Below are 19285 nucleotides of genomic sequence, written 5' to 3' on the forward strand. Positions count from 1 at the left end.
AAGCAAATGGCGATATAGCCCGATGGCAGGATTAGCCCTCATCCCTTGGTAGGAGACGCCATGTATTCCCTGTTAGTGGCCGATGACCACCCGCTGTTCCGTGATGCGCTGCAAACCGTGATTAGCGGGGGCTTGGCAGGCAGCCAACTGGTGGAAGCAGAGAGTCTCGCTGATGCGATGACGTTGGTGGAACAGCATGCGGAGTTAGATTTGCTGCTACTGGATTTAAGCCTGCCGGATGCCGAGGGGCTAGAGGGGCTAACCCGACTGCGCGAGGTGTTTCCATGGCTGCCAGTAGCGATTGTGTCTGCGCATCAAGAGCGCCAACTGGTGCTGGATGCCATTACCCTGGGCGCGGTGGGCTATATCCCCAAATCTACGCCCCGGGAAGCAATGCTAGCAGCCTTAACACAGATTCTTGAAGGTCAGCTCTACCTGCCGCCCGACATCATGCGTCGGCCTGCGCCGCGCACGTCTTTGCCCCCCACCACCGTCACCGCCACAACGCCCAGCGAGCGCTTGGCGCGCCTGACCGAAAAGCAGTTGATGGTCTTGGGCTGTATGGCCAAAGGGATGTCCAATAAACATATTGCGCGAGAATTGTTGATTGCCGAAACCACTGTTAAAACCCATGTCTCGGCAATCTTGCGTAAATTAAATGCAACCAGTCGGGTGCATGCGATCGTCATTGCCGGGGAGGAGGATTTAAGTTTTTACCGCGCCAACCGGGCTCACTAATATTTATGCAACAGCGAGCCGCATGCGCAGCCGCAGCGGCTTGAGCGGTTTTAGTAAGCAGTGCATGCCCGCTTCACGGGTGGCTCGCTTAATCTCTGCCTCGTGATTCGCCGTTATAACCACGGCGGCCAATCCAGGATAGCGCCGCTGCAAGCGCGCGGCCAGATCGATACCGGTTTCACGATGTTCCCCCAAGTGGTAATCAACCAGCAGCACCGCAGGGCGCTCACCATCGCTGGCGGCCTCAAGGGCACTCACCGTGGCTGCCGCGCGTACCCGACAGCCCCAACTGCTTAGCAGTGCCTGCATGCCCTCAATAATGGCCAAGTCATCATCGATCACCCAGACGATACAACCCTGCAACGGATCATCTATCTCACCTGAAGGCGAGGCATAGCGCATGGGCAGAGCCGATGTCGCGACCGCCGCGTAAGGCACGGTGATAGAGAACAGAGCCCCCACGCCGGGGCGAGAAGCGAGGGATACCGGCTGCTCCAGCATGCTGCTGATCCGGTCAACGATGGCTAGCCCCAGCCCTAAGCCACGGCTATTAGCACTATGGGGCTGGTTAACCCGCCGGAACTCCAGAAAGATCGCTTCGCGCTGCTGCTCTGGAATGCCGGGGCCGGTATCGCCCACCATAATTTCCAACCCATGAGGGCGTCGTCGGCAGCCCAGCAGCACGCGGCCATGTTCGGTATAGCGCACCGCATTACTAAGAAAGTTGCGTATGACCCGTGCCAGCAGCGCCAAGTCTGATTCAATCATCATACTGGAGGGCACGTAATGCAACGCCAAGCCACGCACGCCAGCCACTTGCCGGTACTCCTCCGCCAAGGTATCGAGCAGCGTGCTCACCGCAAACGGCGCTTTATCGGCACGCAGTACCCCCGCATCCAGGCGTGAGATATCCACCAGCGTTCCTATCAGCCCTTCCACATCTTTTAGCGAGCGGCCAATATGGCCCACCAGCATTTGCGAGGTTTCAGGTAAAGAGTGAGTTTCTAACGCACTGGCAAACAGCCGGGCGGCGTTGAGAGGCTGTAGCAGGTCGTGGCTGACCGCCGCGAGGAATTTTGTTTTGGAAAGGTTGGCCGCTTCAGCCTCGGCTTTGGCCGCCAATAATCGCGTATTGACCTGGCCCAGTTCGTCCAGGGTGCGGTGTAAGGCATCGGTGCGTTCTCGCACCTGCTCAGCAAGCAGCACTGAACGTTCAAATGCGGCGTAAGGGGCGCCCTCGGCACTGCCATCCCCTTCCACCCTTTCCATTAGCGCTTGGCAAACTTTACGCAGACGACGGTTCTCTTCGCCCAGTTCTGCGACATTAAGCTCGTCATTGCTACTGGTATCGTCAGTGGTTGTCGTCAGCTGAAAGAGATCCAAACGCCACCCCCGTAAACGTTTGATTCACATGCATGCCGTGGTGTTGCTCGCCGTAAGTATTGAATCCCACCACTCGCGATTGGCGTAGCAGTTGCGACGCCTGCTCTAAATGATCGAGCGCTTCCAGTTCCATGCGGCGTAAAAAACAGTCACAGGCAATGATCACACTAGGCGCCCCAAGCCTAGCGCTCACCCCGGCAAGCATCACTTGAAGATCATCGAGTAGCGGTGCTGGTTGCATGGCCGTGAGCACGATGCCATTTTCAACCGCACAGTAAAAACTCAGGCTATTGTCGCTATTAACACTCTGGATGGAGCGCACATAGTGCTGCCCCCCGATACGCACCGCTAAAGGGTGACGAGCAAATATCGCTGCGTTGAGTTGAGTAGGCGCAAGCCCAACCAAATCCGCGTATACCCGTGCGGCGGGTAAACCATTCAGCTCAATCACCCGTCGTTGCTCTCGGTTTGCCTCCGTCACGACCAGTTTGTGAGCTAGCGGCGTTAAATGGTGGGTCGAAAACACTTCAAAGGGCAAGCGGGTATTGATCATGATAACGACCGCGGCTTGGGTATAGAAGCGCCCGGCGCTGTACACGTGGGTGTGGCTAAGGTGGTTATCGTCGCCTGCTGAGCCGCCAAAGCTGGGTATTCGACCTAGCGCTGCATCTAAGGTGGCAAGCACCTGCTCTTCACGGCTCGATAGGCCATCCAATAACGTCAGAGCGAAGCTGTGTTCGTTGATGGGTGCAATGGCCTGTCGCCGGCAACGCTCAAGTAACGTATCAACTAGCGGTTGCGCATTGGTTAACTCAAAATGATCCAGGTCATCGATCAGCGCTGTTTCGATGGCAAACCAACGACGATCAAAGCCCATTGCTACAATCGAGCCACGGTCATAGCCAAGCGGGGTAATTTCCCCTGCGGTGGTGCAGCCACTTAGTGGCATGGAGGGAAAGCTTCGCTCTAATGCAGCCGCCAGCCCCGCTAAATCATACTCCGCACTGCAGAAGAACAGCACGAAGCTCAAATGCTCGTGACATAGGGCGCAAGCTAGCTCGGCTGCAGCGTAGGAAGCGTCGGGATGCTGGCTAGCCGCAGTAATGATGCCCTTTTCAACGGGATAAGTGGTCACGACACCATCTCTCCAGTGCGGCATGGGTATGCGCAGCGGCAAGCTTTAACGTGCTGAACACATCATTGAGTTGGCTTGTAGTGGCTTGCTCTGTCTTGGCCAATATCTCCAACTGCTTCGCCAATTCGGCAAGCTGGTCGGCGCCCATGCTCACTGACTCGCCGCGCAGCTGGTGCGCCAAACGCATAACTTGATGGTGCTGTTCTGGAGTCAGTGGTGTTGCCACCAGGCAAGCAGCCAGTTGCTCGGTGTAATTGCTGACTTGCTGATGGTAAAGCATCGCCAGTTGGATCAGGCTCGATTCTCCCAGTGACGCTTTCAGCATGGCGAGAGTGTCGGCATTCAGTAACGGCGGCTCCCCGGTTGGCGTTTGTGTTCCCGCTAATGCTTGTATAGGAGCAGTGTCGGGAGTGGCAAAAAGCTGTAACGCCAGCACGTTACTTAACGCCGAAAGTGACAGCGGCTTGGTAATGTAATCGTTCATGCCCGCAGCTAGGCAGCGTTGGCGATCATCTTCAGCGCCGCCTGCCGTCATGGCGACGATAGGAACACTCGCCAGCCAGCCACCCTGTTCGCGTAAGCGCTGAGTGACTAACAAGCCATCCATATCGGGCAACTGGATATCCATAAAGATGAGTTGTACCTGCTGTGACTGGGCCATTGCCAAGGCGTCATGACCGTTCTCGGCCCAGATCACATCGCAGCCTAGGCGCGATAACAAGCCAATGGCGACTTTGCGGTTGACCGCATTGTCCTCCACCAGCAGCAGCGTTGTGCCTGAAAAATCGTGTTTAGGCATTACGGGCAGTGACGCTGAAACAGGGTCAGCTTCAACCAAGGGCAACTGGCACCAGAAGGTACTTCCCTGGCCTAATTGGCTCTTGACCCCTAACCGCCCTTGCATGGCTTCGCTTAACCGCTTGCAGATCGCAAGCCCCAGCCCAGTTCCACCAAAGCGGCGGGCCACTGACTCATCCGCCTGCTGAAAAGGCTCAAAAAGCCGCTTTTGCTGCTGCTCACTCAAGCCACAACCGGTGTCGATCACCTCAAATAATAGCTGCTCTACTGTAGAGGAGACCTTGACGCTTACCTCGCCATGGTCAGTGAACTTGATCGCATTGGCGATCAGGTTTAGTAGTATCTGCCGCAGGCGAGCAGCATCGACCAACACCCACGCAGGCACCAGTGGGTCGACGTTAACCGTAAGCGTCAATCCTTTAACTTTTGCCCTAGGTGCAAGCAGCACCACCACACTATCGATAAGTGGTTTTAGCGCAGTAGGCGATGTTTCCAGGGTTAAGTGACCGGCTTCGATTTTAGAAAAATCGAGGATCTCATTAATCATTGCCAGCAGTTGATTGGCACTATCGTGAATCGTGTCAGCGTAATCCTCTACCTGAGCGGGACTCGCCGATTCGCGTAATAACTCACTCATACCAATCACGCCGTTCAGCGGGGTACGAATTTCGTGACTGACCATAGCGAGGAAGTCTGACTTAGCTTGATTCGCCGTCTGCGCCTGTTTGGCAGTAACTTCCAATTGCTGGCCTAATTGCTCCTGCTTGCGCCTGACCGCCGCACTTTCACGCATTTCGCGCACCAGAAAAGCAATCACCAGAAAAGCCGCGAAGCTCATTCCGACGATTAGTGACATGAGGAGCTTGTAGAGCAGGCTAAGCTGAGCGCGCTCTTCGGTCGCCGACTCGGCCAAATAGCCATTAATCGCAATAACCAGGCGCTCTGTTAACTGCGTGAGTGCCTGCAATTCCTCTTCCAGCACCGTCACCGTTAATTGATCAATTCTCCCACCGGTTTCAGGCCCATCATAGGGATAAAACATAATATCCAGCACATCCAGCTGTTGCTGGATTTGGCCCAATAATTCCCGAGCCGTACCGATCTGTTGTAATAACGTGCTGACCTCACCCTCATTGAGCAATGTAATACGGCTATATAACAGCTCAAAGCGTAGGTTTAGCTCATCATGCGTCTCGGACGTAAGCGGCTCACGCGTCACTGCCAATAGATGGTTCAAGAGCTGTACCGCATCGCGGTCCAGCTTATAAACCACCCAGGCGGTATCTTCACGCAGGCTCTGAGTGAGATTTTCCTGCCGCCAGGCGGCTAGGGTAGCGACGACCAACGCCGCGGCAAATAGCGATACTGCAACGATGGCAACGAGCTTAAAACGGCGAGGATAACGCAGCAAGCTGGAAGCCTGAGCGGTTGAAGCGCTAGCGAACATCAATATGCATAACCTGCCATACCGCTCTGAAGCGTATTTTTTCGCTTAACAGCGCTTCATCCTGATCAAAGGGATAAAGCACCCATAACGGACCGTACTCACGAATGGGGATTGCTTTTTCATCCTTTTCAAGGGCTAAGATAACGTCATACTCTTCAAAATCACTCACCGGTATTTCCGCTTCGTAGCCGTTCAGGGCGGCAACGTGTACCGTATCGCTTTCCGCGTTTAAACGCGCCAGCAGGTCGCGCATTAAAGGCCCGCGATAATGGTTACTAGCTTCTGTCCAGGGTGTGGTGGTATCGAACTCGTGCTGTGGTAACGCCTCTAACATGGCGCGGTCAAACTGCGCCTCACTACCAACGTTCGTAAGGCCAACATTACCGCTAACGGTCAAAATAACCGGCCCGCTGGGTTCCTCTAAGTTATCGGCTGTTTCAGCGAGCCCCGCTAGGGGAATGCTGAATATCAGCACAACCCACCCCATTAATAACGCTTTCACAGTAAACACCTCACGCCAAAAGACCCGTTGGTTTAAACGCCCAGAAATAAAAGGAGACAGCATAAAGATTACGCTATCTCCTTAAATAGGTCAGTCTCAATACTGTTTTTTTGGTAATGTTTTTTCGTACTGGAAGCGTTATTCGCTATTCACAGACGAGTTACGAGCTAATTTTCTCAAGGGGGTTGAAGCGCACTAACTCTTCGTAGGCATGCCAACTGGCGTGACCTAATACCGGCAAGATGAGCGCCAAGCCAATATAGAATGTCATCACACCCACCAACACACACAGCGTTAAAATCACCGCCCACAACAGCATCACGCGAAAGTTACGGGCAACACAGCGTACGCTGGCTTCAATCCCTTCCATAAAGGTTAAGTCTTGATCCATCAGTGTGGGTATCGCCACGACGCTGATAGCAAACGCGCCGAATGCTAAAATACCGCCTGCCACTGTGCCAACGGCAAGCATGCCCAACCCTTCAGACGTCGTCAGTAGCGCGGTATACAGTGTGGCGGGGCTGGGAACTTCAAACCCAAAAAACAGGGCAAACAACAGGGTTGCTAAACGAATCCAGGCCAGAAAGAAGATCATCATCATGACCCCCATCATCGCCAACTGACCGGCATGGGGTCGCCAGCTTCCGAATGCATCTCCCAGGTTTGGTACTTGCCCACGCTCTAACGCACGGCTAATGCCATACGAACCAACCGCGACCAAGGGCCCGATAAACATAAAGCCGGCAATCATGGGCAGCAGCCAATACCAATACCCCAGCGTAAATGCGCCCAGGGTGATAGCGATACTCAAGCCGACCCAAAACATGCCATACGAAAGACTGACCACCGTTGCGCGGCGAAAATCTTCTACACCCGCGGCCAACCACGCTCTAGGCCGATCCAGTCCGACCTTATTAATAGTAATTTTAACGCTGGGCTGATCTGAATGGTGGTTTGTTTTTGTTGTAGCCGCATTCATGGCATCACTCCTGTTGTACCTGATACTAGGTCCTGAATTCAGGATTTACCTCAAAGCATCACCGCTTGTTAGCGCTGGTGGTATTAATGCCAACTTAATGGCTTAACACTATTTTTCAGTGCTTTCTCTCAGTGCTTTCTTAATGCTCTCTTAATGTAGCTGACCTGAAGACCTGAGGCGTTGACTGAAAGGTTATGCGTACAAAAAATCCATGAGAAGGCTTTAAAGCGCCAATTTAATTGCTGCGTTAGCAAAAGCGTATGTAGCCAAATTGAGGTACCAATCATAAAAAAACTCCAGGCTAGCTGCCCGGAGTTTTTGGTTTTTTCTACGTAACGCTTTGAATGTCTAGCGCACAATCATTACCGACATTTTGGCATGGTGCACAACGTGCTCTGCATTAGGGCCAAGCACATAATCGACAAACTTACGCTTATTGTGAGAGGCCATGACGATCAGATCCACATCCAGTTTCTTAGCGGCTTTGATAATGGCCTCCCAAGGCGAACCATCCACAATGACACTCTGTACCTGAATGTCATCGGGCACATTCGTCTTGATAAACGCGTGAAGCGCATCGGTGATCGCGACATGCGCTTTTTTGGCGAAGTCCTTGGGGAAATAAGACCCCACCATGGGCATGCGATAGTCCGGCAGTACCGTGACCACATGAAGCGAGGCCCCGAAAGTTCGGCATAGCGTCAGGGCGGTAGGCAACGCCTTCGACCAGGAAGACTCCTCGTTCAAATCCACCGGCAACATGATCTTACTGTACATGGCACTCTCCTTCATGCGGTGGCTGTCGCTTGCGTGTTATCACGACGCCGACGCTGCATCAATACAATCAACCCAAAGAGCAAGAAGGCAGGAATCCACATTAGCTCTTTCGTCCAGCGATCAACGGGGGCCAGAATCTCGACAATTTCTTGATCGAAGTCGAAACCGAGTTCAGCCGCTTGGCTGCCGTAGGTCACCATATCAACGGTCGCCGTGCCATCCTCGATAAAGAGCTCCATACCCAAGTTATCAAGCCGCTCTTGGCCTGTTTCACCTTCAGGTACCGGCAGGGTCATGTAAGTGGTCATGGGATCACCATAATCATCGAGACCGGCAATCTGCAAGCGCAGCGTGGAGTCTTCATCGACACCACCCAATGCTTCGACGAATTGCGCGGGCGGGATGGATTCGTAGGGATCATGAATCATGTCCATCCAGAAACCGGGGCGGAACAGCGTGAACGCAATCAGCAGCAGCACAATAGACTCATACCAACGGTTGCGCGTAATCATAAAGCCCTGGGTCGCCGCGGCGAAAATCAGCATCGCGATGGTCGACACCACAAAGATCAGCACCCCTTGAAGGAAGGTCACATCGATGAGCAGTAGGTCGGTATTAAAGATGAACAGAAACGGCAGCGCTGCGGTACGAAGGCTGTAATAGAACGCCTGGAAGCCGGTTCGAATAGGGTCACCACCGGATACTGCCGCCGCCGCAAAGGACGCCAGCCCCACCGGCGGGGTAACGTCGGCCATGATACCGAAGTAGAAAACGAACAGGTGTACTGCGATTAACGGCACCAGCAGGCCATTTTCGGCCCCCAGTTGCACGACGACCGGCGCCAACAACGCAGATACAACGATATAGTTGGCCGTTGTGGGTAAGCCCATGCCGAGAATTAAGCTGAGCACTGCGGTAAGCAGCAAGATCAGCATTAAGTTACCCATGGCCAGTGTTTCCACCACCTCGGCCAGCACCAGGCCCACCCCGGTCTGGGATACGGCACCGACGATGATACCGGCGGTGGCCGTGGCAATGCCGATGCCAATCATGTTGCGAGCACCAGTGACCAGGCCATCCCAAAGATCCATCGCGCCTTCACGCAGATCCGCCCGCATATCGCTGCGTCCGCGAAAGATTGACGTGATGGGGCGCTGGGTAAGAATGATAAAGATCATAAATACCGTGGCCCAAAAGGCGGAAAGCCCTGGCGACAACCGCTCCACCATCAGGCACCAAACCAACACAATAACCGGCAAAATGTACTGCAGGCCAACCAACACCGTTGGTTTGGTCTGGGGCAGTGAAAAGATCGGCTCGTTAGGATCATCGAGTTCAAGCTCTGGGTAACCGGCCGCCAGTTTGAGCAGAGCGATATAAATGACCGTAAGTCCAACAGCTACCACCCACGGGGTTGCATCGCCCAGTACCGGCTTGAGCCAACCAAGACCGTAATAAACCGCTAGGGCGGTGACCATCATGAGTAGCAAACCACCGAGAAATCCGATCACCTTATTGACCAGCGGCTTAGGTGGGTTACTGCTTTGCAGCCCCTTCATATTGGCCTTGAGGGCCTCAAGGTGAACGATGTAGACCAGCGCGATATAGGAGATCAGTGCGGGCAGGAAGGCATGCTTAATGACTTCAACATAAGAGATGCCCACATATTCGACCATCAAGAAAGCAGCAGCCCCCATCACCGGCGGCATAATCTGTCCATTGACCGATGACGCCACTTCGACAGCACCCGCCTTTTCCGCAGAAAACCCAACACGTTTCATCATCGGCACTGTAAAAGTACCGGTGGTGACCACGTTGGCAATCGAGGAGCCGGAAATTAGCCCGGTCATGGCCGACGCTACCACGGCGGCTTTCGCTGGCCCACCGCGATAGTGACCAAGCAGCGAAAACGCCACCTTGATAAAGTAATTGCCAGCGCCCGCCTTATCGAGCAGAGCACCGAACAACACAAACAGGAATACGAAGCTGGTTGAGACGCCCAGCGCGATACCGAAGACCCCCTGGGTCGTCAACCATTGGTGATTAATCAAGCCGAAGAGGCTCACCCCTCCATGGGAAAGAATCCCCGGCATCCAAGGGCCAGCCAGGCTATAGAGAAGAAAAATAGAGGCCACAATCATTAGCGGCGGGCCAAGCGCTCGACGTGTCGCTTCAAGCAGCAGCAGTATCCCAGCGATGCCAATGATGACGTCCTGCAGTATCGGGGCGCCGGGGCGCTGGGATAACTGCTCGTAAAACATAAACATGTAAGCGCCACAAAAGGCCGCCGCTGCTGCCAGCACCCAATCCTGAATCGGAACACGGTCGCGAGGCGAGCGCTTAAGTGCCGGATAGGCCATATACGCCAGGAACAGCGCAAAGGCTAAGTGAATAGAGCGGGCTTCTGTGGCGTTAAAGACACCAAAACCTAAAATGAAGGGCACTGGAGAGGCAATCCACAGCTGGAAAAGAGACCACACTGCCGCAATGGTTACCAATATCTTCCCGGGCATGCCGGCTGGCTTGCGGGCTCCCGTGTCGCTGGAGGCGACCATATCCTCCAAGTCTACTCCGGCTCCCGAAGGCCTGTTCTTATCGTCTGTCATCTGCCTGCCCCGCTCCGAGTCGATTGACGCATCATTGCCATATCGAAATGCCCTATCAACATTCTAAACGCCCTATTAACATTCTAAACCAAAATGCGCGGCACCCTGGGGTAACCGCGCATTTCTTACTAAGGTAGTATCACCTTAGGCTTCTGGATTACTCAATCCAGCCTTGTTCACGGTAGTAACGCGCTGCCCCATCGTGCAACGGCGCGGAAAGCCCTTCACTCACCATCTCTTCTGGATCAAGATTTTCGAAGGCCGGATGCAGCTGCTTGAAACGATCAAAATTATCAAAAACCGCTTTCACGGTCTGATAGATAACTTCTTCGTCAGCTTCAGCGGTGGTGACAAAGGTCGCTGCCACACCGAAAGTTTCGACATCTTCGTCATTGCCGCGATACAGACCACCCGGAATGACCGATGCGGAGTAGTACGGATATTCATCGATGATGCCCTGAATGTCTTCGTCATTCAGCGGAATCAAACGAGCATCAACCGTGGTGGTCGCTTCTTGGATGGAACCATTGGGGTGACCAACGACATACACCATGGCATCGACGTTATTATCGGAGAGCGCCGCTGCTTGCTCGGCCGCATCAAGCTGAGATGCCAAAGAGAAAGTATCTTCGGTCCAGCCCTTGGCGTCCATCACCACTTCCATGGTGTTGCGCTGGCCTGAGCCTGGGTTACCAATATTGACGCGCTTGCCTTCCAAATCATCGAGTGTCTCGATGCCTGAATCAGCACGTGCAAGCAGGGTCAATGGCTCACCGTGGACACGGAACACAGCCCGCAGGTCCTCATAGGCCTCACCTTCGAAATTCCCGGTACCATTGTAGGCTTGGTACTGGACATCCGATTGAGCGACACCCATGTCCAATTCGCCGGACTTGATGCCATTGATGTTGGCGACAGAACCACCGGTGGAAGGTGCGTTACACTTAATGTTGGTGTCTTCAAGACGATTCACCAAACGGCAGATCGACTGACCTACGACGTAGTAAACGCCGGTTTGGCCACCGGTGCCGATGGTGATGAATTGCTCGTCATCCTGTGCCATTGCCGGTGAGGCGAAGGCAGCGGCGGCAAGTAGCGCACCGGAGAAGGCTGTAGTGGAAAATACATGGCGTTTCATGAACACACCTCTTTGTATTGATGTTATGAGCGTATTTGATGTTACAAACATCGTGCGTTTTGGTCTCACCTAATGAACCGTTCCCTCAGGTGGACTTGCTCCAAAACGTTTTCAAGACATTCTGTTTTTAAGACAAACTGTTACAGGCGTCCTGTTGGCTGCCTGCTAATACTACTTTAGCGAAAAACTAAGCCTTTAGCGAAAAATAAAACGCTCAGCAAGAAACATGCGCCCGCCCCAAGGTAGCAGCAGCTATTGCTGTTTCGGGCCTACTCTCCTCTGTTTCCAACCTACCCACGCCTCACGGGCATGCATTCCATGGCAATGAGTTTAGCCCTAGGTAACGTTTAGTAAGCGTTAACTCCTATACTGTTTTGACATAGGGAATAAGGAGTTTCGTTGTTTACTGGACGCAGGCGCTATCTTTTGCCTGGCAAGCTCACCGCGCAGCCTCCATCAAACGTTGTAACCCAACACGCTAGGTAGCCACAGCGCGATAGCCGGGAAGATTGCCACCAGTGCCAAAGCGCAGCCCATCGCAACGACAAATAGCAGCGCCCAGCCGAGAGTCTGCTCCAAACGAATTTTGGCCACTTCGGTGGTTACCATCAAATTCACGGCCACCGGCGGGGTAAACTGACCAATGGCTATGTTCATCGCCAATAGAATCCCAAACCACACCGGGTTCCATTCAAAGTGCTGCATAACGGGGATCAAAATCGGCATCATGATTAGATAAATCGAGATCGCATCCAATAGCATCCCTGCGACCAGCACTGCCAGCATCACCAGGATTAGCAGCAGCACGCCGTTATCGGTCAGGCTAACAATCCATTCAGCTAAGTGGCGGAAGGTGCCCAACATGGTGCCCGCCCAGGCAAAAATACCCGCCAGGGCGATAATCAGCATTACCACGCCCGAGATAATCGCCGCCTCCCCCAATAGCTCCCATAAATCGCGCAGCGACAGCTCGCGGGTTAAAAACAAACCGACAATAGCCCCATAAGCCACTGCCACCACGGCCGCTTCGGTGGGAGTAAACAGCCCTGACCGCAAACCGCCCAAAATCAGCACCGGGGCAAACAGCGCGGGTATCGCCTGTTTAAAGGTGGTACGTACACTTAGCCGTTCAGCGCTCTCTACCGGTGTGCCGCCCTCCCAACCGTAGCGCTTGGAAACGATCATGGCGGGTACCAGTAGCGCCAGCCCGGCCAAAATGCCGGGAAATAAGCCTGCCGCGAAAAGTGCGCGTAAATCGACGCCCGGCACCACAATGGAGTAAAGAATCAGCGCCACTGAAGGGGGAATGAGAATCGCCGTCGAGGCAGAGGCGGCAATCAGCGTGGCGGAAAACGGCTTGGGGTAGCCCGCTTTGGTCATACTGGGCAGCATGACCATCGCTACCGCCGCTGCATCGGCGGGGCCAGAGCCGCTCATACCGCCCATAATCATACATACCAGCACCGCCACTAACGCCAAGCCACCGTGGCGGGGGCCTATCAACGCCTGGGCAAAACGCACCAAGCGCAGCGCCACACCCGAGCGCTCGAAAATAAGCCCAGTTAAGATAAATAGCGGAATCGCAATCAAGGGGTACTTGGCGATGCTGTTATAGGTGTTGGTGCCCATCGTCGCGAGCATATCCGGTGACAAACCCAGCACGATGCCAACGGCTCCGGAGAGCGCCAGCGAGAACGCCACCGGCACTCCCGCTATCAGCAAGCCTGCAAAGGCCAGAATCATCCACACATCAGGGCTCATCGGTGAGCCTCCCCGTTAAACGGTCAGCGGTTTGCTGAAACAGGCGCCATAACATGGCCGCAGAAAGCACGGGTAACCAGACTAAATACCACCACTGAGGCAGGCCAAGTCCTGGTGATAGCGACTCCCATTGATACTCTTGCCAGGCTAACTTACCGCCGTACCAAGTGATCAAGCCCAGCACGGTGACGCCACACAGCGCTTGAAAAAGGATCAGTACGCGGCGGTACTTGGGCGGTAGCGCCCGTTCCAGAAAGCCAATACGAATATGGCGGTTACGCCGTAGCGCCACCGAGGCACCCGCAAAGGTCAGCACCACCAGCAGAAATACGGAAAACTCTTCAGTGAACGAAAATGAGCCGCCGGTTAAATAGCGGGTAATAACATTGCCCAAACTAATCAACGAAATAATGATTAATGCCAGCGCGCCCAGCCAGCGCTCAGGGCGCGCATCAGGAAAGCCTTTCATGGCAGCCTCACAGCAAAAAACTCCCAGCCATAAAGGCCGGGAGTTTGAACATCAAAGGTAATTAGCGCGCGTCGATAGCGGCTTGTGCGGCCTCTACCACCTCTTCACCAATTCGCGGCGCCCATTTTTCGTAAACAGACTGGGTGGCATCGACAAAGGCTTGGTACTGCTCATCAGTTAATTCAGTCACGGTCACACCGCGCTCTTGAATCGCCGCAAGACGCTCGCCCTCCTCTTCACGGGTCATGGCAATTTCCCACTCACCGGCCTCTACAGCGGTTTCGCGCAGCAGGGTTTGCTGCTCTTCGCTCAATGTTTGCCATACCTGCTGATTGACGGCAAAAATCAGCGGGTCATTCATGTAGTTCCAGAGCGTTAGATGCTCCTGGCCAACTTGATCGATGCGCGCGACGTCAAACACAGAGAGCGGATTTTCCTGGCCATCCACTGCGCCGGTGGTCAGCGCGGGCTGAGCGTCCGTCCAGCTCATTTGAGTGGGGTCAGCGTCCAGTGCTGAGAAGGTATCCTGGAACAGCGGCGAACCCACAACGCGGATTTTAAGACCGTCCAAGTCATCCGGCTGGCTAATCGGCCCACGAGAATTGGAAACCTGGCGGAAACCGTTTTCACCCCAGGCTAACGGGATAACGCCCCGAGACTCAATGGCTTCAAAGACCAACTCTCCTGCTTTACCACCGGTGACCGCATCAACGGCGGCTTCATCGGGAATGAAGAACGGTAAAGAGAACAGATTGAGCTCCGGTACCTGGGGCGACCAGTTGATGGTCGAACCCACAGCGGCGTCGATCAATCCAGAGCGCATTGCAGAAAACTCGCGGGTTTGATCGCCGGAAACCAGTTGTGAATTGGGGTAAACGCGCAGCGTTAACTCGCCATCGCTGCGCTCTTCCACTAGTTCTGCCCACTTCTCCGCTGCCTGCCCCCACGGGAAAGCATCAGACAAAACGGTGGAAACCGAGAGTTCGCGAGCTTGTGCAGAAAGGGAGGCAGAGAGCAGTGCCGCACCGGCCAAACCAGCGGTTAAACGAGCCATTGAGCGTGTCAGCGTCATGGTAGATCCTTTTTATCTATTTTTATGGTGTGCGCTTTGTGATCTGCGCAGATAGCAGTCATGAAGCTTTTCGATAAAGCCCCACTTATTGTATGCACTTAGCGCACGAAAGAAAGACGCCTAAGGTCGGCATGACTAACTCTCTTCTGGATCCCTTTGAGTCTTGGTCATAAATTTCTAGGTCATGCCGTTGAAGAGAGACCATCATCGAATAGCCCCTCCTGCAGCGACTCAGAGCACTGTTATTTTTGCCTTCACCCAAGCTGATACAATAGCCGTCTTTTTCATTTAACCATGGACCTCAACGTGCCACTACGCGATCTGCTGCTCGGCCTCTTTGTTATCGCCATTTGGGCGCTGAATATCATTGTTATCAAGGTCGGTGTAGCAGAGCTACCGCCGCTATTAATGACGACCCTACGTTTTATGCTGGTCGCAATTCTGCTGGTGCCCTTCTACCCGGTGGCGCGGGCGCAACTTCCTTTTTTGCTGCTGTTATCCATCACCTTCGGCAGCCTTCACTTCGCTCTGCTGTTTATTGGTTTAGAGCATGCAGAAGCGGGTACCGGCGCGCTTTTAGTGCAGATGGGAACGCCCTTTGCCACATTGTTAGCGGTGATCTTTCTAAAAGAGAAGCTGGGCCCCAAACGTATTGTCGGGTTGCTGCTCTCGTTTGCCGGGGTAATCGTATTGGCCGGTGGGCCAACGCTGCCCTCGCCTCTGCCGCTAAGTATTTTACTGATGAGTGCGCTAGGCTGGGCGGTGTCGCAGCTGTTGATCAAGCGTGGCCCGCCTATTGCACCAATGGCGTTGGCAGGCTGGGTGGCACTGTTCGCAGTGCCTCAGGTAGCGCTGGGGTCATGGCTATTTGAGAGCGGTCAGTGGCAGGCGATGCAGCAAGCAACTTGGTTAGGCTGGGGGGCGATGATTTACACCGCCGTAATGTCGTCGATCGTCGCTTACGGGATTTGGTACGCGCTTTTGCGCCGTCACCCGGTTAATCGCGTGGTCCCCATGACGCTACTTGTACCGGTACTAGCAGTGGGCCTAGGTGCACTGTTAATGGGCGACAGCCTAGGCGTGCATAAACTGGTAGGCGGTGGCTTAGTGATCGCAGGTATTGCCCTGATTGTGATCAGATTTCGCCGTCGTTGTGGAGTAAAGCAATAGCGTGGGGAACCAGCGTAACAACATTGCCAGCAGTGCCGTCATCGAAACGTCACATTTCCACTCAGGCCAATCGGTTAGACTGAACGGTCACCAAGCCGGGAGTTCCCTATGCAGATGCTGGCGCTTTACAGTATCAAGGGTGGCGTGGGCAAGACCGCCTCCGCCGTCAATCTCGCCGCCGAAGCGGCACGCGACGGCAGGCGGGTATTGCTCTGGGATCTCGATCCGCAGGCCGCTACCACCTTCTACCTGCGTAGCAAACCCAAGGTGCGCGGTGGCGTCGACAAACTGGTCAAGGGCAAGGCGGACCTCGATCGAGCGATCCGCGAGACCGACATCGAGGGGCTCGACCTGCTGCCTGCGGCGCTGGGATCGCGCGACCTGGAAACGTCAATGGAAACCCGCAAGCCCAGTCGGCTGCGCAAAATCCTCAAGCCGGTGATGGCCAGTTACGACTTAGTGATCCTCGACTGCCCGCCAAGCCTGTCCGCGCTCGCCGGGCAGATCTTCTCCAGCGTCGATGCCCTGCTGGTGCCGGTGGTACCGACTACCCTGTCGTTGCGCACCCTTGAGCAATTAGACGGTCATCTCGACGCGGTCGAACAGGCCTGCCCAATCTGGCCGTTCGTAACCCTCGCCGACCGCCGCAAGACCCTACACCGCGAGGTGATGGAGAGTCTCAGCGAACGCTGGCCGAGGCGCCTGTCAACGACCGTGCCCAACGCCAGTGCGGTCGAGCGCATGGGTGTCGAACGCGCGCCGGTTGGGCATTTCGCCCGCAGCAGTCCGGGCGGTCGCGCCTACACCGCTCTATGGCGAGAGATCGCGCAGCGTCTGCAATGACAATGACCGTCTGCAATGACCGTCTGCATCTAACCGGCTCAAGACCGGGGCGGCGGCTTGATGGTCGCAGACATAAACCTAGTAGTGATCAGATTCCGCCTACGCCTGCTTAATTCCCAGGCTGGCAGAAGCCGGCTTCGTCTGGAATGGAAATGCAGTCGCCCACTTTGATACCACGCTCGGCAAAATAGCCACCGTTGACCTCTAGCGCCGAATGGTAAGCCGCACCCGCCGGATAAGAGGGGCAGTTACTTGGTGACGAGGATTCACAGGGCGGCATGGTATTGATCGCCACGATACGGCCATCGCTATCGATAAAGGCAATATCGAGGGGAATCAGGGTGCGATACATCCAAAACGCATTGCTAGCCGACTGCTCGTCCTCGAAGCGAAACAGCATCCCCTGCGCTTCGGGCAGGCTCTCGCGCTCCATCAAGCCACGCTGGCGCTGTGGAGCCGTTTCTGCCACATCGACCTCTAGCCGATGTGGGCCTCCTTCGCTGTGAATAGCCAGCGCCAACGTCTGCATTTCTTTCGCCGTCGCCTGCCCCCAGGCAAACGAGCTGAGTAGCGACATCGGCAGCAGCGCCGCCAGCGGTAACAGTAGCGATGCTTTAAGCAGCGTGCGACGCGTGAGATCCATGCTTACTTCCTTTTATCATGCGCATCTGCGCGAACTCGGTGGCCTGGCATCAGGTGAATGCCTGCCGCCAGCAACGAAACGTTCACCACTGCACCGCGGGTTAACTGGTTACGTCGTGCGGCATGGGTGGCGATATCGAAACGTAACATATCGCCATGATTGACGCGCAGTGAAACTGATGTAATGCCGCCCAACACCACTACCTCACTGACCGTGGCAGCCAGCGGGTTTTCCCGCTCGCCTTGCGAAGGTCGGTCGCGGCGGTGAAGCACAATATCCGACGGTGGCAGATACCAGGCCACCGTTTCTCCCAGTGGCAGATTGGCAAGTCCTTCGGCGACTTCCAGGTAAGTTTCCCCCCACTGCAGGCGGCGCTGCCCTGCTACCTCTACGACGGTGCCTTCAAACAGATTATGGCGGTCCAGCAAGCGTGCAACTAACGGCGAGGCTGGGCGACTGAACAGTGCCTCGGGCGAATCCTGCTGAAGGCTTACGCCGTTATGCAACACGCAGATTTGATCAGCTAGTGCAGTGGCTTCCTCCAGGTCATGCGTCACCAACACGATGGGAATCTCGATTTGCTGGCGAAGCAGTGCCAGTTCGCGCTGCAAACGCCGACGGGTCACTTGATCCACCGCTGAAAACGGCTCATCGAGTAACAGCACCTTCGGGTCACGGGCCAAGGCACGGGCCAGCGCCACCCGTTGGCGTTGCCCCCCCGAAAGCGCATTAGGATAGCGCTTGCCCAGCCCGTCTAGACGCACCTTGGCGAGCCACTGCTCCGCCTGTGCTAGCCGCTGGGATTGGGGTAGATGGCCCAGCGGTAGTTGAATATTTTCTAACGCGGTTAAATGGGGAAACAGCGCATAGTCCTGAAACACCATACCGACTTGCCGACGCTGGGGCGGAAGTGAATGCTTACGCTGAGCATCAAACCAAACGTCACCAGCGCATTCCACATGCCCATTTTGAGGGCGATAGAGCCCGGCAATAGTCCGCAGCAGCGTGGTTTTTCCGCTACCCGATGGCCCTACCAGCGCCAGCAGTTCACCGGGTTGGCAAACAAACTCGGCGGCCAGTGGAATTGGCCCCGCTTGCTTCACCGCTACGCATAGCCCTGCACCTAGCTCTGCGACGGCCCCTGTAATGCGCGAATCAGCCACGTGCCCACCGCCTGCGCCCGGCCAGCCCATAGACGAGCCCCAAGGTAATAAACGACACCAGCAGCAGCGCCGACATCTGCGCCGCGCCCTGCTCATCGAAGGCTTGGACGCGATCATAGATAGCAATGGCAAGGGTGCGTGTTTCGCCATCGATAGCGCCACCCACCATCAAGATCACACCAAATTCGCCCAGCGTATGGGCAAACGTTAGCGCTGCCGCCGACATGATCCCTGGCCACACCAAGGGCAGCTCGATGCGCAGCAGCGTTTGCCAAGGGCTCAAACCACTGCACCAGGCCGCTTCACGCAGGTTGTGGGGTACATGTTCAAAGGCGCGCTGAATAGGCTGCACGGCAAACGGCAAATTGGCGATCAGGGAGGCCAGTAATATGCCCGTGAAAGTGAAATTCAGCCCGCTGCCGGTTAAGTTTGCCCAAAGCGAGCCCACCGGCGCGTCGCGGCCAAAGCTCAACAGCAGATAAAAGCCCAGTACGGTAGGCGGCAATACCAGCGGTAGTGCGATCAGCGCTTCGCATAGTCCTTTGCCCCGGAAACGTGCGTAGGCCAGGGCGCGGCCTAGCCAAATAGCGATGGGGATGAGGATAAGACAGGTGGACGCCGCGAGACGTAACGAAACTGACAGCGCCGACCAATCCATTAT

General features: G+C 55.2%; 17 protein-coding genes. 3 read left to right on the forward strand and 14 right to left on the reverse strand.

The genetic code is table 11. The features are described from left to right. Window positions 1–60: 60 nt before the first annotated feature. Window positions 61–738: a response regulator gene (locus tag ACXUPB_RS16170; RefSeq protein ID WP_035562395.1), complete on the forward strand. Its 678-nt coding sequence runs from the start codon at window positions 61–63 to the stop codon at window positions 736–738. A gap of 3 nt (window positions 739–741) precedes the next feature. Here ACXUPB_RS16170 and ACXUPB_RS16175 read toward each other — a convergent pair whose 3' ends face one another. From ACXUPB_RS16175 to ACXUPB_RS16225, 11 genes are all read right to left on the reverse strand, one after another. After that, window positions 742–2121 (reverse strand): hybrid sensor histidine kinase/response regulator, encoded by a 1380-nt coding sequence (locus tag ACXUPB_RS16175; protein ID WP_472953424.1) that lies wholly within the window; start codon window positions 2119–2121, stop codon window positions 742–744. Continuing rightward, a complete protein-coding gene (gene nosP, locus ACXUPB_RS16180; RefSeq protein WP_035562389.1) occupies window positions 2090–3256 on the reverse strand; it encodes a nitric oxide-sensing protein NosP in 1167 nt (388 codons plus the stop codon). Before nosP ends, ACXUPB_RS16175 begins: the two co-directional genes overlap by 32 nt. Continuing rightward, the gene (locus ACXUPB_RS16185) at window positions 3237–5501 is read right to left on the reverse strand and encodes a hybrid sensor histidine kinase/response regulator (RefSeq protein ID WP_035562386.1); all 2265 of its coding nucleotides are present in this window, start codon (window positions 5499–5501) and stop codon (window positions 3237–3239) included. Before ACXUPB_RS16185 ends, nosP begins: the two co-directional genes overlap by 20 nt. Then, on the reverse strand, window positions 5491–6066 hold the full coding sequence (locus tag ACXUPB_RS16190) for a putative pterin-binding protein (RefSeq protein ID WP_082072552.1): 576 nt from the start codon (window positions 6064–6066) through the stop codon (window positions 5491–5493). Before ACXUPB_RS16190 ends, ACXUPB_RS16185 begins: the two co-directional genes overlap by 11 nt. Window positions 6067–6163: 97 nt before the next feature. Beyond that, window positions 6164–6982, reverse strand: a complete 819-nt coding sequence (locus ACXUPB_RS16195) for a DUF2189 domain-containing protein (protein ID WP_035562383.1) — start codon at window positions 6980–6982, stop codon at window positions 6164–6166. Window positions 6983–7330: 348 nt separating this feature from the next. Further along, complete coding sequence (locus ACXUPB_RS16200; protein WP_035562380.1) at window positions 7331–7759, reverse strand: universal stress protein; 429 nt, start codon at window positions 7757–7759, stop codon at window positions 7331–7333. A gap of 11 nt (window positions 7760–7770) precedes the next feature. Next, window positions 7771–10365, reverse strand: coding sequence for a TRAP transporter permease (locus ACXUPB_RS16205; RefSeq protein WP_035562378.1), 2595 nt, complete (start codon window positions 10363–10365; stop codon window positions 7771–7773). Between the two features lie 157 nt (window positions 10366–10522). Next, window positions 10523–11503, reverse strand: coding sequence for a TAXI family TRAP transporter solute-binding subunit (locus ACXUPB_RS16210; protein ID WP_035562376.1), 981 nt, complete (start codon window positions 11501–11503; stop codon window positions 10523–10525). 456 nt (window positions 11504–11959) lie between these two features. Further along, on the reverse strand, window positions 11960–13264 hold the full coding sequence (locus ACXUPB_RS16215) for a TRAP transporter large permease (protein WP_035562375.1): 1305 nt from the start codon (window positions 13262–13264) through the stop codon (window positions 11960–11962). Beyond that, the gene (locus tag ACXUPB_RS16220; RefSeq protein WP_035562373.1) at window positions 13254–13733 is read right to left on the reverse strand and encodes a TRAP transporter small permease; all 480 of its coding nucleotides are present in this window, start codon (window positions 13731–13733) and stop codon (window positions 13254–13256) included. The genes ACXUPB_RS16215 and ACXUPB_RS16220 overlap by 11 nt, the downstream gene beginning before the upstream one ends. Window positions 13734–13794: 61 nt before the next feature. After that, window positions 13795–14805 (reverse strand): DctP family TRAP transporter solute-binding subunit, encoded by a 1011-nt coding sequence (locus ACXUPB_RS16225; RefSeq protein WP_035562371.1) that lies wholly within the window; start codon window positions 14803–14805, stop codon window positions 13795–13797. 306 nt (window positions 14806–15111) lie between these two features. On the opposite strand from ACXUPB_RS16225, the gene ACXUPB_RS16230 reads away from it, so the two are divergent. Continuing rightward, entirely contained in the window at window positions 15112–15975 is an 864-nt protein-coding gene (locus ACXUPB_RS16230; RefSeq protein WP_335596333.1) for a DMT family transporter, read from the forward strand. Window positions 15976–16083: 108 nt separating this feature from the next. Then, window positions 16084–16818: a ParA family protein gene (locus ACXUPB_RS16235; RefSeq protein WP_035562365.1), complete on the forward strand. Its 735-nt coding sequence runs from the start codon at window positions 16084–16086 to the stop codon at window positions 16816–16818. 109 nt (window positions 16819–16927) lie between these two features. Here ACXUPB_RS16235 and ACXUPB_RS16240 read toward each other — a convergent pair whose 3' ends face one another. The 3 genes from ACXUPB_RS16240 to modB are packed head-to-tail and all read right to left on the reverse strand — an operon-like array spanning window position 16928 to window position 19282. Then, window positions 16928–17461 carry a DUF192 domain-containing protein gene (locus tag ACXUPB_RS16240; RefSeq protein WP_472953430.1) on the reverse strand — a complete coding sequence of 178 codons (534 nt, stop codon included), beginning with the start codon at window positions 17459–17461 and terminating at the stop codon, window positions 16928–16930. A 2-nt stretch (window positions 17462–17463) separates the two neighbouring features. Further along, on the reverse strand, window positions 17464–18624 hold the full coding sequence (locus tag ACXUPB_RS16245) for an ABC transporter ATP-binding protein (RefSeq protein WP_472953432.1): 1161 nt from the start codon (window positions 18622–18624) through the stop codon (window positions 17464–17466). Next, window positions 18617–19282, reverse strand: a complete 666-nt coding sequence (modB, locus tag ACXUPB_RS16250) for a molybdate ABC transporter permease subunit (RefSeq protein ID WP_472953434.1) — start codon at window positions 19280–19282, stop codon at window positions 18617–18619. The genes ACXUPB_RS16245 and modB overlap by 8 nt, the downstream gene beginning before the upstream one ends. Window positions 19283–19285 lie beyond the last annotated feature (3 nt).

The sequence above is a fragment of the Vreelandella sp. DA03-1M genome, from assembly GCF_055725665.1.

What these genes read in the sequence shown, in the direction of transcription:
- ACXUPB_RS16195 (WP_035562383.1), bottom strand. Translation starts at nt 6,982, where the DNA reads ATGAATGCGGCTACAACAAAAACAAACCACCATTCAGATCAGCCCAGC.
- modB (WP_472953434.1), bottom strand. Translation starts at nt 19,282, where the DNA reads ATGGATTGGTCGGCGCTGTCAGTTTCGTTACGTCTCGCGGCGTCCACC.
- ACXUPB_RS16210 (WP_035562376.1), bottom strand. Translation starts at nt 11,503, where the DNA reads ATGAAACGCCATGTATTTTCCACTACAGCCTTCTCCGGTGCGCTACTT.
- ACXUPB_RS16240 (WP_472953430.1), bottom strand. Translation starts at nt 17,461, where the DNA reads ATGGATCTCACGCGTCGCACGCTGCTTAAAGCATCGCTACTGTTACCG.
- ACXUPB_RS16185 (WP_035562386.1), bottom strand. Translation starts at nt 5,501, where the DNA reads ATGTTCGCTAGCGCTTCAACCGCTCAGGCTTCCAGCTTGCTGCGTTAT.
- ACXUPB_RS16235 (WP_035562365.1), top strand. Translation starts at nt 16,084, where the DNA reads ATGCAGATGCTGGCGCTTTACAGTATCAAGGGTGGCGTGGGCAAGACC.
- ACXUPB_RS16215 (WP_035562375.1), bottom strand. Translation starts at nt 13,264, where the DNA reads ATGAGCCCTGATGTGTGGATGATTCTGGCCTTTGCAGGCTTGCTGATA.
- ACXUPB_RS16205 (WP_035562378.1), bottom strand. Translation starts at nt 10,365, where the DNA reads ATGACAGACGATAAGAACAGGCCTTCGGGAGCCGGAGTAGACTTGGAG.
- ACXUPB_RS16220 (WP_035562373.1), bottom strand. Translation starts at nt 13,733, where the DNA reads ATGAAAGGCTTTCCTGATGCGCGCCCTGAGCGCTGGCTGGGCGCGCTG.
- ACXUPB_RS16200 (WP_035562380.1), bottom strand. Translation starts at nt 7,759, where the DNA reads ATGTACAGTAAGATCATGTTGCCGGTGGATTTGAACGAGGAGTCTTCC.
- ACXUPB_RS16170 (WP_035562395.1), top strand. Translation starts at nt 61, where the DNA reads ATGTATTCCCTGTTAGTGGCCGATGACCACCCGCTGTTCCGTGATGCG.
- ACXUPB_RS16225 (WP_035562371.1), bottom strand. Translation starts at nt 14,805, where the DNA reads ATGACGCTGACACGCTCAATGGCTCGTTTAACCGCTGGTTTGGCCGGT.
- ACXUPB_RS16190 (WP_082072552.1), bottom strand. Translation starts at nt 6,066, where the DNA reads ATGCTGTCTCCTTTTATTTCTGGGCGTTTAAACCAACGGGTCTTTTGG.